The 14563-nt window shown below is 47.6% G+C and carries 16 protein-coding genes; 12 read left to right on the top strand and 4 right to left on the bottom strand.

Going from position 1 to position 14563, the window contains the following annotated elements; all coding sequences use genetic code 11:
- Positions 1-2 precede the first annotated feature (2 nt).
- From AC8GE9_RS10820 to AC8GE9_RS10765, 12 genes are all read left to right on the top strand, one after another.
- Positions 3-500 (top strand): (2Fe-2S)-binding protein, encoded by a 498-nt coding sequence (locus AC8GE9_RS10820; RefSeq protein ID WP_506677184.1) that lies wholly within the window; start codon positions 3-5, stop codon positions 498-500.
- Positions 501-503: 3 nt separating this feature from the next.
- Positions 504-1070, top strand: a complete 567-nt coding sequence (locus AC8GE9_RS10815; protein WP_506677183.1) for an SRPBCC family protein — start codon at positions 504-506, stop codon at positions 1068-1070.
- A gap of 37 nt (positions 1071-1107) precedes the next feature.
- Complete coding sequence (locus AC8GE9_RS10810) at positions 1108-1482, top strand: RidA family protein (protein WP_506677182.1); 375 nt, start codon at positions 1108-1110, stop codon at positions 1480-1482.
- A 228-nt stretch (positions 1483-1710) separates the two neighbouring features.
- On the top strand, positions 1711-2868 hold the full coding sequence (locus AC8GE9_RS10805; RefSeq protein ID WP_506677181.1) for a thiolase family protein: 1158 nt from the start codon (positions 1711-1713) through the stop codon (positions 2866-2868).
- Positions 2869-2872: 4 nt separating this feature from the next.
- The gene (locus AC8GE9_RS10800) at positions 2873-3274 is read left to right on the top strand and encodes a Zn-ribbon domain-containing OB-fold protein (RefSeq protein ID WP_506677180.1); all 402 of its coding nucleotides are present in this window, start codon (positions 2873-2875) and stop codon (positions 3272-3274) included.
- Positions 3275-3290: 16 nt separating this feature from the next.
- Positions 3291-4016 carry a hypothetical protein gene (locus tag AC8GE9_RS10795; RefSeq protein ID WP_506677179.1) on the top strand — a complete coding sequence of 242 codons (726 nt, stop codon included), beginning with the start codon at positions 3291-3293 and terminating at the stop codon, positions 4014-4016.
- Positions 4017-4040: 24 nt separating this feature from the next.
- Positions 4041-4940: an MBL fold metallo-hydrolase gene (locus AC8GE9_RS10790; RefSeq protein WP_506677178.1), complete on the top strand. Its 900-nt coding sequence runs from the start codon at positions 4041-4043 to the stop codon at positions 4938-4940.
- On the top strand, positions 4852-5934 hold the full coding sequence (locus tag AC8GE9_RS10785; protein WP_506677177.1) for a Bug family tripartite tricarboxylate transporter substrate binding protein: 1083 nt from the start codon (positions 4852-4854) through the stop codon (positions 5932-5934). The genes AC8GE9_RS10790 and AC8GE9_RS10785 overlap by 89 nt, the downstream gene beginning before the upstream one ends.
- Before the next feature lie 47 nt (positions 5935-5981).
- Positions 5982-7370 (top strand): 3-oxoacid CoA-transferase, encoded by a 1389-nt coding sequence (locus AC8GE9_RS10780; RefSeq protein ID WP_506677176.1) that lies wholly within the window; start codon positions 5982-5984, stop codon positions 7368-7370.
- A gap of 56 nt (positions 7371-7426) precedes the next feature.
- Positions 7427-8416 carry a tripartite tricarboxylate transporter substrate binding protein gene (locus AC8GE9_RS10775; RefSeq protein ID WP_506677175.1) on the top strand — a complete coding sequence of 330 codons (990 nt, stop codon included), beginning with the start codon at positions 7427-7429 and terminating at the stop codon, positions 8414-8416.
- Between the two features lie 17 nt (positions 8417-8433).
- Positions 8434-9228, top strand: coding sequence for an enoyl-CoA hydratase/isomerase family protein (locus AC8GE9_RS10770; RefSeq protein WP_506677174.1), 795 nt, complete (start codon positions 8434-8436; stop codon positions 9226-9228).
- A gap of 8 nt (positions 9229-9236) precedes the next feature.
- Entirely contained in the window at positions 9237-11333 is a 2097-nt protein-coding gene (locus AC8GE9_RS10765; protein WP_506677173.1) for an acetate--CoA ligase family protein, read from the top strand.
- Here the strand turns inward: AC8GE9_RS10765 and AC8GE9_RS10760 are convergent.
- From AC8GE9_RS10760 to AC8GE9_RS10745, 4 genes are read right to left on the bottom strand one after another with little or no spacing between them, the layout of a single operon-like run.
- Positions 11320-12198, bottom strand: a complete 879-nt coding sequence (locus AC8GE9_RS10760) for a CapA family protein (RefSeq protein ID WP_506677172.1) — start codon at positions 12196-12198, stop codon at positions 11320-11322. The genes AC8GE9_RS10765 and AC8GE9_RS10760 overlap by 14 nt on opposite strands.
- A gap of 56 nt (positions 12199-12254) precedes the next feature.
- Positions 12255-12626, bottom strand: coding sequence for a hypothetical protein (locus tag AC8GE9_RS10755; RefSeq protein WP_506677171.1), 372 nt, complete (start codon positions 12624-12626; stop codon positions 12255-12257).
- A complete protein-coding gene (locus AC8GE9_RS10750; RefSeq protein WP_506677170.1) occupies positions 12623-13492 on the bottom strand; it encodes a pirin family protein in 870 nt (289 codons plus the stop codon). Before AC8GE9_RS10750 ends, AC8GE9_RS10755 begins: the two co-directional genes overlap by 4 nt.
- Positions 13493-13500: 8 nt before the next feature.
- A complete protein-coding gene (locus AC8GE9_RS10745) occupies positions 13501-14469 on the bottom strand; it encodes a Bug family tripartite tricarboxylate transporter substrate binding protein (RefSeq protein WP_506677169.1) in 969 nt (322 codons plus the stop codon).
- Positions 14470-14563 lie beyond the last annotated feature (94 nt).

Here is a 14563-nt window from a genome sequence, read left to right as displayed (position 1 = left end):
TCATGCAGACAATGACTATCAGCTTTACCCTTAACGGACAAAAAGTTCAAGCGTCCACGCAGAATCATCTAAGCGCACTAGAGTTACTTCGCTCCAATTTCTTTTTATACGGTGCCCGAGAAAGTTGTGCACAAGGACTTTGCGGTTGTTGCACCATCGTTGTAGATGGTAAGACCGTGAGTGGTTGTTTAACGCTCGCAGTTTCTCTTGATGGTTGCGATGTGATGACCATTGAGGGCTTGGATGCGCATGGGCAGCTTGATCCGGTGCAACAGGCTTTTATAGAGTGTGGAGCCTTTCAATGCGGCTTCTGTACGCCAGGTTTTATTTTGATGAGCAAGGAGTTGCTTGCGCATAATCCCAATCCCTCAGACGCTGAAATACGTAACTATCTGTCGGGGAATTTGTGCCGCTGTGCAGCCTATCCGGAAATCATTCAGGCTGTGCGCGTAGCCGCTCAACGGATCAGAGATCCTCAACAGCAGAATCAAGGGAGTTGAAACGTGGAGTTAATAGGTGAACAAATAATCGTTCTACCCCGGGATATCGTTTGGAAAGCGCTCAATGACCCGAGCGTACTCAGTCAGTGTGTGCCCGGGTGCGAATCATTTGACCTGACGGGTGAGAGTCAGTACAAGGTAGTCATGCAGGTTGCGGTCGGTCCGATCCGTTCAAGATTTACTGGCAAGCTTTTACTCTCGGATATCATCGCACCTCACTCTTACAAAATTAGTTTTGACGGTTCTGGTGGCGTGGCAGGCTCCGGTAAAGGGCATGCTGTCGTTAAGCTTGAAGAGGTGGGTGAACACACGAAACTTACTTACTCTGTGCATGCACAAGTTGGTGGAAGACTTGCTCAAGTAGGTGCAAGATTAATTGATGGCGTGGCAAAGCGAATGGCAGATTTATTCTTTGAAAAATTTAAAGAGAAAATTACCATGAGTGAAAGTAATGACAACTCAATTTCGAATCCTTCATCTGTTGCTTTACCCAAGCACAATCAAGGTAGATGGCTTTTATTAGTAGCAGTCATTGCGGCAGCATTTGTTATCTTTTACACAACACGCTAGTTTAAAGATTTAGTCAAATTTAAAACGGAATAATCAAATGAAGCTCATTCAATCTCCTCATACTCCTGCTCCCGCAGGCCATTACAGTCATGCTGTTCAGTCTGGAAATTTGATCTTTGTGTCAGGTGTATTGCCCGGCAAACCCGCCGAAGGGGAGGTCGATAATTTTGAGCGTCAGGTGCGCGTATCTTTTAAACACTGTGCAAACATTCTCAAAGCATCAGACTGTACGCTCAACGATGTGGTGCAATGCACTGCATATATTGTCGGTGTATCGAACTGGCCAGAATTTAACGCGATCTACGCGGATATCTTTGGTGATCATAAACCCGCTCGAGCCGTGGTACCTGTTCCCGAACTCCATTATGGTTTTATGGTTGAAATACAACTGGTTGTTGAGAAAAGTAATTAAAGATAGCTGTACTTCGTTAGAAAATAATTTGCATGCTGTATTTGACCAATACAACAACTATTCATCGTCAACACAGCATGCAATTTTATATATTGATAAGATCACATCAAATCTAAATATTTGATTTACTTGTCTATACGTCCGTGTTATAAAAATTTACAAAAATTTAATGCACCCGATTGAACCGTTCAATCGGGTGTTATTCAATATTCACAGAGACAATATCGCATGAGCATTCGCGGCAAAGCCTACATTGGGGGCATTTATGAGCACCCTGCACGAAAAATTGAAAATAAATCACTTGCTCAGTTGCACGCAGAATGTGCAAAAGGAGCACTAGAAGATGCGGGATTGACCATCCATGACGTCGATGGTTACTTTTGTTCAACCGACGCCCCAGGCGGGCTCGGTGGGATCAATATGATCGACTACATGGGCTTAACCGTCAGGCATTCTGACTCGACGAATACGGGTGGGTCTTCTTACTTGTACCTTGTAGCGCATGCAGCCGAGGCCATTGCTGCGGGTAAATGCAGCGTGGCGCTGATCACCTGTGCGGGCTTTGGTCGCCCAGGGACGATCGTGCGCGAGTTAGATTCCAACATCCCAGATACGCCCTTTGAAATGCCCTATGGGCCTGTAACCGTTAATTTATATGCGCTTTCAGCGATGCGCCATATGCATGAGTTCGGGACAACGAGTGAGCAGCTCGCCTGGGTAAAAGTCTCCGCTTCCCACCACGCGCAGCACAACCCAAATGCATATCTTAAAAAGGTAGTGACCGTTGAGGATGTCCTGAAGTCACCCATGATCTCCGATCCTCTGCACCGCCTGGATTGCTGCGTGGTGACAGATGGTGGCGGTGCGGTCATTGTGGTGAGCCCAGATGTCGCCAAGCGCCTCAAACGTCCGATGGTCAAGCTCATTGGTGCAGGCGAATCACCGAAAGGCCAGATGGGTGGCAAGGTCGATATCACCTACACGGGCGCGGTACGCTCAGGCCCAATCGCTTTTGCTGAAGCGGGTGTCACCCCTCAGGATATCAAGTACGCCTCGATTTACGATAGCTTTACGATCACGGTCATCATGACGCTAGAGGATCTTGGCTTTTGCAAAAAGGGCGAAGGCGGCAAGTTTGTGATGGATGGCAATCTCATCTCTGGTGTGGGTAAATTACCGTTCAATACAGACGGTGGAGGCTTGTGTAACAACCATCCCGTCAATCGTGGTGGTATCACTAAAATTATCGAGGCGGTGCGTCAATTGCGTGGCGAAGCGCATCCGCTCGTTCAAGTCAAAAATTGCGATATCGCGCTTGCTCACGGTACCGGTGGTGCGCTCAGTACGCGCCACGGCAGTGCCACACTCATCATGGAAAGAGAATAATTCGATGGCTACCCCATATCAAGATAGAAAAATATCCGATCCTAAATTCAACTATGGCGATGAGCCATTTTTTGAAGCGGCGACAAAGGGAAAGTTGTTGGTGAAGTTTTGCAATGACTGCGGCCAGTATCATCACTATCCGCGCGCGCTCTGCCCCTTTTGTTTTAGTGACAAGACGGAATGGAAAGAAGCAACCGGCGCGGGCACGATTTACAGTTACAGCGTTACGCGTGTGTCAGGGCCTACCCCTTATGTGATTGCCTATGTCACCTTGGCGGAGGGCCCTACGATGCTGACGAACATTGTTGATTGTGATTTGGATACGATCCGTTGCGGTCAAAAAGTACAAGTGTCGTTCAAGAGCAGCGAGAATGGCACCGGTATACCCATGTTTAAGCCAACCTAAACAAAAGGATTATGCAATGAGTGATGCACTCTTTACCTATTGGGTGGGAATGGATATTCCCGCTGATACAAGTGCTGCAGATGTTGCAGACTTCAATCGTTTTTATAGCAATACGCATCGACCAGAGGTTTTGGGTAGTAATCCGGGATTTCTCCGCGGACGTCGATATGAGCTTGCGCAAGACGACCCTCGTGGACCGCGTGGCCCAAGATTTCTGGCTGCATATGACATTGAAAGCGAAGAGGCTGCATTACTCTATATTTCCTGCAATGATGGTCCTGCCAGTGGACGACCTGTATATAGTGATGGACCAAGCGCCTGGCAAATGCGTCAGACAAAATGGCGTCTCATGTGGCGTCATTTATTGAATAATCCCGCGACAGCACAAGTGACTGACTCACCTTATATGTACCTCGTCGGGATGAGTGAGGCGGTGGGTTCAAGTGCAGCAGAGATTACCCAATTCAACGAGTTTTATAACCGTACGCATGTGCCTGAAGTATTGAATGGGTATGGCTTTGTGAGTGGTGCACGCTATAGCTGCATGCGCGAGTTTATGCATCCTGCGCCAGGCGTGCCAAATTACGTTGCGATGTATGGGATTGCAGATGAGGCGCGTGCACAGGCGTTCATGCAAGGGAGGTTAGCAGCTGACCCAGCGGGCAATTCATTTTCATCTGGCCCACCCTCATGGGAAAATCGCGATACCAAGTGGCGCTTGACCTATCGACAAGTAGAATAAAAAAGTATCACGGAGAAAAGAAAAATGATCTATTCACGCAACGTCGGTCGCGCAAAAATTTATAACGTTCTTGAGTACAGTGGTCCAACCCACGCAGCAGATTTTGTATTTCCTGAGCTCGACGTCAAAGAAATCAAGCCACACCTTTCGTGGCTTGCTCCACATCATTACAACATCCGTCTAGAGCGGTTTATTGTCGCAATGCAGTTGTGGGTGATGCATATCGATGACAAAGTGATTGTGATTGACTTAGGTGTGGGTAATCATAAAAAACGCGCCTCTGAGCGCATGAACAATCTCAATACCTTGACACCGTTATGGTTGGCTGCAGCGGGAGCTGATCCAAAGTCTGTGACTCATGTGATCGTGACACACTTTCATCCAGACCATGTAGGCTGGGGAACACGGATGGACAATGGACAATGGGTGCCGATGTTTCCAAACGCACGTCACTTGATGCCAAAGGTCGATTTCGAAAACGCCCATGCGGCATATTTGAACGGTGACAAAGGTGTCATTAGCGGATCATTCGAGGATAGTGTGCTGCCCTTGTATGAGGCTGGTTTGATTGATCTGATTGGTGATGGGGATATCGTGGCTGGCTGTTTGGAAGCCGAGGCGATGCCAGGGCACACGCCAGGTTCCCTACATTTCCGATTCCAGTCGGAGGGTAAAGAGGTAATCTTCGCAGGCGATGTGATGCATAGCCCCTTACAAATTGCCATGCCTCACATCAATACTTGGATCGATGCCCACGCAGAACAAGCGCGCGCATCACGAGCATTATTTTTAAAACGCGCTTCTGAACGTAATGCACTGATCATGCCTGTTCATTTTGGTTGGCCACATTGTGGTTATGTACGGGGGGATAGTGTTACGGGTTATCGTTTTGAGCCTGCTGATCCTGATGCACGTGGTGAGTAACGTTACCTTTTTAGTTAACTCTAACGGATATATAAAAATGAAAAAATTCCTTGGTTTTCTATTTCTTTTAGTCACATTCTTTTCGACCAGCGCATTTTCTCAATCTTATCCAAACAAGCCTGTCAAAATTATCATTACATATCCAGTAGGCGGACCTGCTGATCAAATTGCACGCGATTTAGCTGTGGGACTCACACAAAATCTTGGTCAATCTTTTGTGGTTGAGGCCAAGCCAGGTGCGAGCGGTTCGATTGGAACGGCGTTTGTTGCAAAGGCTGCGCCTGATGGCTATACACTCTTGGTGGGTGCCGGCGCACCCCATACGGCAGTGCCTGTTTTTAGTGCTAAGCCTCCTTATGATGGGGTCAATGAATTCACTCCGATTTTATTGATTATTGATGTGCCCAATGTGATGGTTGTTGCACCGCATATCAAAGTCAATAACGTTAAAGAATTTATCGAGCTTGCCAAAACAAAACCGATGACGTTTGCATCAACTGGCACGGGAAGTTCTACCCACATTGCGGGTGAGATTTTTCAAATTGAAACCAAAACAAAAATGACGCATGTGCCATACAAGGGTGCTGCACCAGTTATTACAGACATGTTGGGGGGGCATGTTGATGTATCTTTTTTAAATCTGTCTGCAATGCTGCCACACATCCAATCTGGTCGGTTACGCGCAATTGGCGTGACAGCTCCCACACGATCGAAAGCCATTCCTAATGTTCCTACCTTGCTAGAGCAAGGTGTAAAAGACAACACGGGTTCGTGGTATGGCTTGCTTGCTCCTGCCGGCATACCTGAAGATATTGTTAAAACACTACAAAACGCTGCGGTGAAATACTTTTCCCAGCCGGAGGTTCGCGCCAGAATTGAAGCTGGCGGTTCTGAACTGAAACTTTTGGATTCTAAGCAATTTCGTGCAGCGATGATTCAAGAAAAAACTGAACTGAGCGACCTCAATAAGATCTTGAATCTAAAGATCGAGTAATGACATTCGATCGCTTTGTAAACGATTAAAAATTATCTAAGAAAAATATGAATAAAGTTGTCGAAAGTACCAGCGAGGCTATTAAAGATATTTCTGATGGTGCTAGTGTTGCTATTTCCGGGTTTGGTTTGGCACATCGCTTTCCCAACACCTTGATTTTTGCGTTGCGTGATAAAGGTGTCCGTGATTTAACTGTGGTCTGTAATTCGCTTGGCGCACCGGGTGAAAAGGGTCAACTACTCGTCGAAAATGATCAAGTTAAAAAAATCATTACCTCTTTTTCGATACGTGCGGGTATGGAAACAGAGGCAGAAAAAAGAATCGCCGCGGGAACTCTCGAGGTTGAATTAGTCCCTCAGGGAACTCTCGTTGAGCGTTGTCGTGCCGGTGGCTCTGGAATTCCTGCTTTTTATACGCCGACTGGAATAGGGACAGATTTGGTTGAAGGCAAAGATGTTCGATATTTCAACGGCAAACCATATTTACTTGAGCATGCTATTGAGGTTGACTTTGCTTTCTTGAGTGCTTATCGAGCAGATCGCGCGGGTAATATTCAATTTCGTGGCGGAAGCGCTAACTTTAATTCGAGCTTTGCGAAGGCTGCGAAAGTAGCGATTGTTGAGGTTGAGGAAATTGTTGAGGTAGGCGAATTGGCTCCAGAACTCATTGGCCTACCTGGAATTTTTGTTGATCGCATTATCAAAATTACCGACTCCATCGATATCAATTCCTTATCGCGATCGGGTAAAAGAGCCGCAGATAGCGCACGGATGTATAACGGCAAACCCGCTTTGACTCGGAGCGATATCGCCAAAAATGCCGCACTCATCGTTCGAAACAATTCCTATGTGAATTTGGGTGTTGGTATTCCAACACTCGTCTCTAATTTCCTAGAGGGACGCGGTGTATGGTTACATGCAGAAAATGGGGTGTTGGGTTATGGCGGAATCGTAACAGGGGACGCCGTCGATCCTGATGTTTTCAATGCGGGTGGTCAGTTTGTCGAGGCCATTCCTGGAACATCCTATTTTGAAAGTGTGACCTCGTTTGAAATGGCCCGTGGTGGTCATATCGATACCGTTATTCTTGGTGCGTATGAGGTTGATGCTGAAGCGAGCGTATCCAACTGGAGTGTCACAGATGCCAAGCGTGGAGGGATCGGTGGAGCGATGGATCTCATCTCCGGCGACGTTGAGCTTATTATTGTGATGGAACATACGGACAGTAAAGGTCGAACAAAGCTTCCGCGTCGGTGTAAGTATCCACTGACAGGAAAACATTGTGTGGACTGGCTAGTCACAGATCTTGCCGTTTTGCACTGGGTTAATGGGCGTTTTGTTTTAGAGGCTGTGGCACCTGGATTTACGCCAGAGGAGATCAAAGCATTTGGAGAGATTGATTTCGTCGTTGCTGAGCATTTAAAAGTTATGCAATAGAAAATTGTATTTTTAAACACGCCTATTGAAAATTGAATACGACGGAGATCATTGAAATGAATAAACTGACAGCAAGCTTGAACAAGCTTGTCGCCTTGGTCTTGCTTGTGCCACTCTTTGGTGCTCCCTCGTTGGTATTGGCACAAAGCAATTCTGCGGAGCGTCCCATTCGCATCATCGTTCCATTTTCACCTGGTGGTGGCACGGATACGATCGCCCGCACTCTGGGTGCTGCAATGTCCCAAGATCTTGGCCAGACTGTGATTGTTGAAAATAAACCTGGTGCTGGAACGGTCATCGGCACGGATACAGTCGCTAAAAGTGCGCCGGATGGAACGACGATACTGATCGCAACCTTTGCACATGCTGTGAATCCAAGTTTGCGCAGCAAAATGCCGTTTGATACAGAAAAGGCTTTTGATCCTGTCGTTCTTATTGGTCGTTCACCTAATATTTTGGTCGTTCCTGCCAGCAGTCCTTACAAAAATATCAAGGAGCTTGTCGCTGCTGCCAAGGCCGACCCGGGCAAACTGACTTTTGCCTCTCAAGGGGTTGGGACCTCTGCGCATTTAGCAGGCGAGTTATTCAATAACTTGGCGGGTGTCAATATGACGCATGTCCCATACAAAGGTGCGGGTCCAGCACTCAATGACTTGTTGGGTGGTCAAGTTAATATGATGTTTGCGACAGCGACAGCTGCAGCGCCCTTGATTGAGAGTGGTAAAGTGCGCGCCTTGGGTGTCACCACGCCAGAGCGCTCACCTGTTCGTCCGGAGGTTCCTTCAATCGCAGAGGCGGGGGTGCCAGGCTATGCGGCAGAAAGTTGGTATGGATTTTTCGTCCCCGCTGGGACGCCGGCTGATATCGTCAATAAATTAAATGCTGCGACAGCCAAGGCAGCGCAATCCGAGACGTTTCGTAAGCGTGTCGAAGGTGAGGGTCTCGTGATTACGACAGGGACTCCCAAGGAGCTTGCTGATTATGTCAACGCAGAGCAAAAGCGTTGGGCTGCCGTTGTTAAAGCCGCGAAAATCGAACCCAATTAATTGCTAAAGAGAGCATCATGAGTGAATTCATTGAATTGAATGTGACAGATGGTATTGCAACCGTTTATCTGAATCGACCAGAAAAACGTAATGCGATGAGCGATACGATGCGTAGCGAATTTATCGAGGTGTTAGAAGGTATTGCAACAGATCGAAGCATTCGTGCCATGGTTTTGACGGGACGCGGAAAGGGATTCTGCGCGGGAGGTGATGTCGCGGGTATGGAAAAGCGCATGAAAGCGCCACCCGGTGAAGTCGCGTTTAATGGTTGGGCGCGTCAACAACGCGTTCATCATACGCAGTCACTTCTTTTTACGATGCCCAAACCTACCATTGCTGCAGTAAACGGCTCAGCATCGGGTTTAGGTGCGGATACAGCTTTGGCATGTGACTTTGTGATGGTGAGTCCGAATGCTAGTTTTACTTGGTCATATATCAATCGCGGTCTGATCCCTGATGGTGGAGGCATGTATTTTTTGCCCCGTCGAGTGGGTTTACCTAAGGCCAAGGCGTTAATCTTCAGTGGTAGAAAAGTCGACGCGCAAGAGGCGCTCACAATTGGTATCGCGGATCAAATGAGTACAGACGAAGGACTTGTCGCGGATGCTCAAGCTTGGGCGAAGTCGCTCAGCCAAGGTTCTGCGACAGCACTTGCCTTGGGTAAGACGATCCTGAATCAAACGTTTGAACTGAGTGCAACGCAAGTGTTTGCCCAGGGGAGTCAGGCACAAGGTATCTGCTACACGAGTGGTGAGCACCGTGAGGCTGTCATGGCATTCCTCGAACGCACTGCTGCCGCTAAAAAAGCATGACGTCAAACATGAAGTCGATTGCACGGTTGATGCAGCCTCGCAGTGTTGCGGTCATTGGCGCCTCAGCGGACTCACGCAAAACCACGGGACGTCCAATCACATATCTCATGAAGCATGGATATGCCGGCAAGGTATATCCCGTCAATCCGAAGGCTGAGCGGATTGGTGACTTGCCTTGTTATGCAAGCATCGCTGATCTGCCTGAAGCGCCCGATGTCGCAATTGTGCTTCTTGGTGCGGCCAGAGCGCATGAGGCAGTGCGTGAGCTTGCAGAGCGAGGTACGACGGCTGCGATTGTATTGGCGAGTGGTTTCGGAGAAACCGGTGAGGAAGGCGTTTCGCGTCAGTTGGCGCTCATGCAGGCAAAAGGCCAAATGAGGATTCTAGGTCCGAATACGATTGGGCTTGTCAATCTCACTGATCGCATCATTTTGTCGGCAAGTGCTGCGCTTGAAATGAGTGGTTTTGAAGCAGGTGCGGTTGCTCTGGTTTCTCAAAGTGGCGGTATCCTCGGTTCGATTTTATCGCGCGGAGCGGCACGTGGCATTAACTTTTCAAAACTGATTTCAACCAGTAATGAAGTCGATCTCGAGTTATCAGATTTTGTAGAGTATTTAGCCAACGATCCTACAACGCAGGTGATTGCTTTGTATGTAGAGACCATTCGCCAGCCAGAGCGTTTTCGACAGGCGGTGGAAATAGCGCGTGCCGCAGGTAAGTCAGTCGTGGCCTACAAGGTAGGACGCTCGGAAGCAGGCGCACGTGCAGCCATCTCACATACCGGTGCGATGGCTGGTTCGGATAGGATGTACGATGCTTTTTTCAAACAGATTGGGGTGATTCGTGCCGAACAGTTTAATGATCTGTTAGATATCTGCTCTGCGTTAACGACGAACCGTGTATTAAAAGGTAAGTGTATCGCGGTGCTAACGTCGACGGGTGGTGCCGGTACCTTGGTTGCTGATAGTTTAGGAGTGACTGGTTTTGAGACGCCTTCACCTGATGCAATGACGGCAAAGACATTGCGCGATTTACAAAAGGGCGATGAAGCGGCTTTAGATAGAAATCCAATCGATGTCACGCTTGCTGGACTGGATCCTGTGTTGTTGCGCGGGATTATCCGAGCAGTGCTTGCGAGTCCTCTTTATGATGCCTTGGTGGTCGTAGTGGGCTCATCTAGTTTGGCGATGCCTGACTTGGTGGCAGATGCGATTCGAGATTGTTTAGGTGACTCAAACAAGCCTATTTTGACTTATGTCAGTCCTCATGCACCACATGTTGTCAAGGTTCTGGAGGGCCGTGGAATACCTGCCTTTTTAAACCCTGAGTCTTGTGCCGTCGCGTTCAAGTCAATGGAGACTGTTTCTCTATCGTTACCTACTTTTACGCCATTGCTAAAGGCGCAAGACCCCCCAATACTGACGGGTCGCGCAGGCGCGCTCAATGAATTTGAGGCAAGCCAGCTTTTTGGTCAATATGGTATTCATTGTGCTCAGACACAAGTCGTCAACACTGCACAAGAGGCTGTCGCTGCCGCTCAAAAATTAACAGGTCCTGTCGTTTTAAAAGTCCTATCCTCTGAGATTCTTCATAAGTCAGAGGTCGGTGGTGTTCGGTTAGGGTTGACGATTGAATCGTTACCACAAGCCTTTGATCAAATGGTCAGGGATGTACGAACACATACAGGACTTGAGGCAACGTCTTTTATCGTCCAGCCGATGTTGCGTGCCCCGGCAGAACTGATTGTCGGCATGCACAAGGATCCGCTTGGCACTGCTCTGATGGTTGGTATGGGCGGCATTACTGCAGAGTTGATGAACGATAGTGTCTTGTGTCTGATGCCTCCCGGCAAGGTGATCTCTGAGGAACAAGCATTGAGTCTCCTTAAGCAATTGAAATCTTGGCCATTACTTGATGGTTATCGAGGCAAACCAAAACTTGATGTAGGTGCCGCTGTTCAAGCGATCATTGGATTCTCGGAGATGGTCGCCTCATTGGGTGATCGATTGCTCGAGGCAGAGATGAACCCATTGTTGGTGATGGAAGCAGGGCAGTCTGCCATCGCTGCAGATGCTGTTGTGATTTTGGCACCTAAGGCAACTTGATTTGCCCGTTGTTTCGAGGTATCCCATGACCGTCGAGCTTGACTTCAAAGATTTTCCATGAAATCGTTGTATCAGGTTGGATGGTCATCTCTACTGCCCACCCGGTATTTGTCTCTTCGGTATCAAAGCTATCAAAAACAAAATTACCTAGGCTATAAAAAATTGTTTTACCTTTATAAATTTCAATATTTTGCGTGACATGAGGATGCCCACCAATAACCGCATCCGCACCACTATCGATCATTAAGTGTGCCAGTGCAACTTGATTTGCTGAGGCGATCTTTTCATTTTCCCATCCCCAATGCGGGTAGATGATGACAATATCAGCATTATGTATATTGCGAGCTTGCCTAATACCTTCGCGTACATAATCATCCTCACCCCAAGCGCTTCCGGCGCGATCCTCAAGGGCCTCAAAACTGCGGGGGAAAAATAAGTTGTAGGCCAACAATGCGATACGTTTGCCTTTCAGATCAAAAATGATAGGCGCATAGGCTTCCTGAAGATTTCTACCACCACCAAAATATTTGATCCCAGATGTGTTCAGTAAATCAAGCATGGCTGAAAAAGCCGTTGGACCGAAATCACCGCTATGGTTATTGGCAAGTGACAGCGCACTGAAATATTTTTTAAGTATTGGAAGTACTCGGGGATGTGCGCGCAATACAAACGGTTTTTTTTCTGCGATGCCGGTTGTTCCCACCACGCATTCAAGATTGCCAATCGTTATGTCTGCAGCTTTAAAAAGAGAAGAGAAAGCAGCAAAAGGGTCATTACCGTCTTTTATATATTTACCTGGCAGATCATCGAGCATGATGTCACCAACAAAAACAATCTTGATGGGTTGATTTTCTGCATGCGCCAAATTTGCGCATAAGATTAGTATCAGAAGCGTGTAATGTAGAAATTTATTCAGCATCGTCATTTGGAGCATGTTTTTATGCAATGGAAATAAAGTTCGCGTTCATCTTCGCTATCATAGACACGGTGTTGACCAAAATCTTGAGGGCAGGATGCTTGTGTGATGGCAAATGATTGAAGCGACAGCAATACGTAGCGCTCTTTTGGTGTGTGATAAAGGTATGCCTTAAATGTTTTTAGTTCAGATAAATATTGACCTGCGAAGCGAAAGCCACCTGGTAAATCGATTTTGGTTGAGGTGTATATATCCTTAGTAGGGTAAGTGATGAGCGTCTTTCGGGTGTCATTGACATCGAAGACGCATTCTATTTGGTCTGCGTACGTGATCGTATTTCCAAATACGATCAGCAGTAGCAACCATAATTTTTTCATGATACTGCCACAATCTGGCCAAACTTATCGTTGTTGTAGTCCTGCATCGCTTGCATGATCTCTGCGCGGGTATTCATGACAAATGGACCGTGGCCGACAATCGCTTCATTGAGAGGTTCTCCAGAGAGCACCAATACAACAGCGTCTTCAGTGATTTCCGCTAAGAGCGCAGTTCCTTCTCGTTCCATCACCGCCATTTCAGCTCTCACAATGCTTTGCTCACCCATTTTAAGTGCACCGCTCAACACATAAAGGGCTGCTGTGTGTCCTGAGGGGAGATCTAGAGAGAGCGTTTTCCCTGCGTTTAAACGCAGATCCCAAACGTTCATCAGCGTAAATGTATGGGCAGGACCTTTCGCATGTTCAAGTGCGCCCGCAATGATGCGTGCGATACCTGCATTGTTTGCAAGAGTAACGTTGGGAATTTCTTCTGCCGTAATTCCTTGATAGCCAGGCTTTGACATCTTGTCTTTTGCAGGCAAGTTCACCCAAAGCTGAATCATTTCAAAAGGCCCGCCTTGGCGAGCAAAAGCTTCGCTGTGATACTCCTCGTGTATGAGGCCAGATGCTGCCGTCATCCATTGCACATCACCCGGACCAATCGTGCCACCGCCACCCGATGAGTCTCGATGCGACACCCCCCCTTGATACACGATGGTGACTGTCTCAAAGCCACGATGAGGATGTTGGCCGACACCCAGTTTTTTTTGAGTGGGAGGAAAGACCGTTGGACCAGCATGGTCCATCATTAAAAAGGGTGAGATTTTCTCAGCGATATCGTTATATGAAAAAATACTTTGCACTGGAAAGCCATCGCCAACCCAGTGGCTACCATTACTACGCTTGATGAATGAAAGTTGTTTCATCTTGAAATTTACTCTAGTTGTAGCTTAGCAGCCTCAACGATTTTTCTCCAGCTTTCGCGCTCTTTATCCATAAACGCGCCAAACTCTGCTGGTGTGTTACCACCAGGAACACCACCCATTTCAGCAAAGCGCTTTTGAATGTCAGGCATCGCTAAAACTTTTTTCGTGGCTTGCTGAATTTTGTTAATGATCGCAGGGGGTGTACCTGCAGGCGCTACAAAACCAAACCAAGCGGTCACAACCATGTCTTTAATGCCTGCTTCTGCCATCGTTGGAACATCAGGCAATTGTGGTGATCGTTCTGCACCCGTTACGGCTAATGCACGAAACTGACCAGAGCGAATAAATCCAATTGAGCTGGGCAAGTTGTCGATGGCAAACGTCACCTGCCCACCTAAAAGTGCTGCGACAGCTGGACCCATACCCTTGAAAGGTACGTGCGTTAAATTCAGTCCAGTGCGTTGAGCGAACATTTCCGCCGACATGTGAGGTGACTGACCTGTGCCAGAAGATGCGAAAGAGTAATTGCCTTTCGGATCATTTTTAATGGCGTCGACGAGCTCTTTGACTGTCTTGTAAGGCGATTTGCTATTAACGACCAATACATTCGGGACAGAAATCACCAAGGTGATGGGACTGAAGTCAGTGTGCTTATAGGGTAGTTTTTTGTATAGGCTGTAATTGATACCATTGGGGCCAATATTGCCAAAGCCAATGGTGTATCCATCAGGCGGAGCTTGAACAAGAGCTTGTGTCCCGATGATGCCAGCCGCGCCTGCACGATTCTCTACGACGACCGTTGTACCAAGTTCGGCGCCAATTTTTTCACTCAATAAGCGAGCGGTAATGTCAGTCGTTCCACCAGGGGCGGCTGGAACGATGAGTTTGATGGGTTTGTCTGGCCAGGCAGCATGTGCCGCTGGCAAAAGTGCCAAGGCAAATAAGCTGACAATACTGGCTTTGATGACTGATTTCATAGACGGTCTCCTTAAGAAAATTCTTGTCAGAAGATCTTAATCTAAAGTTGTCAACATTGCTCATTTAAGGCGAAAATTTGTAAAATGGAAGCGT

It is taken from the genome of Zwartia lucis (assembly GCF_965234455.1).
Lineage (GTDB): Bacteria > Pseudomonadota > Gammaproteobacteria > Burkholderiales > Burkholderiaceae_B > Zwartia > Zwartia lucis.
The sequence above is the reverse complement of the archived record's forward strand: the minus strand, read 5'-3'. Positions and strand labels throughout refer to the sequence as shown.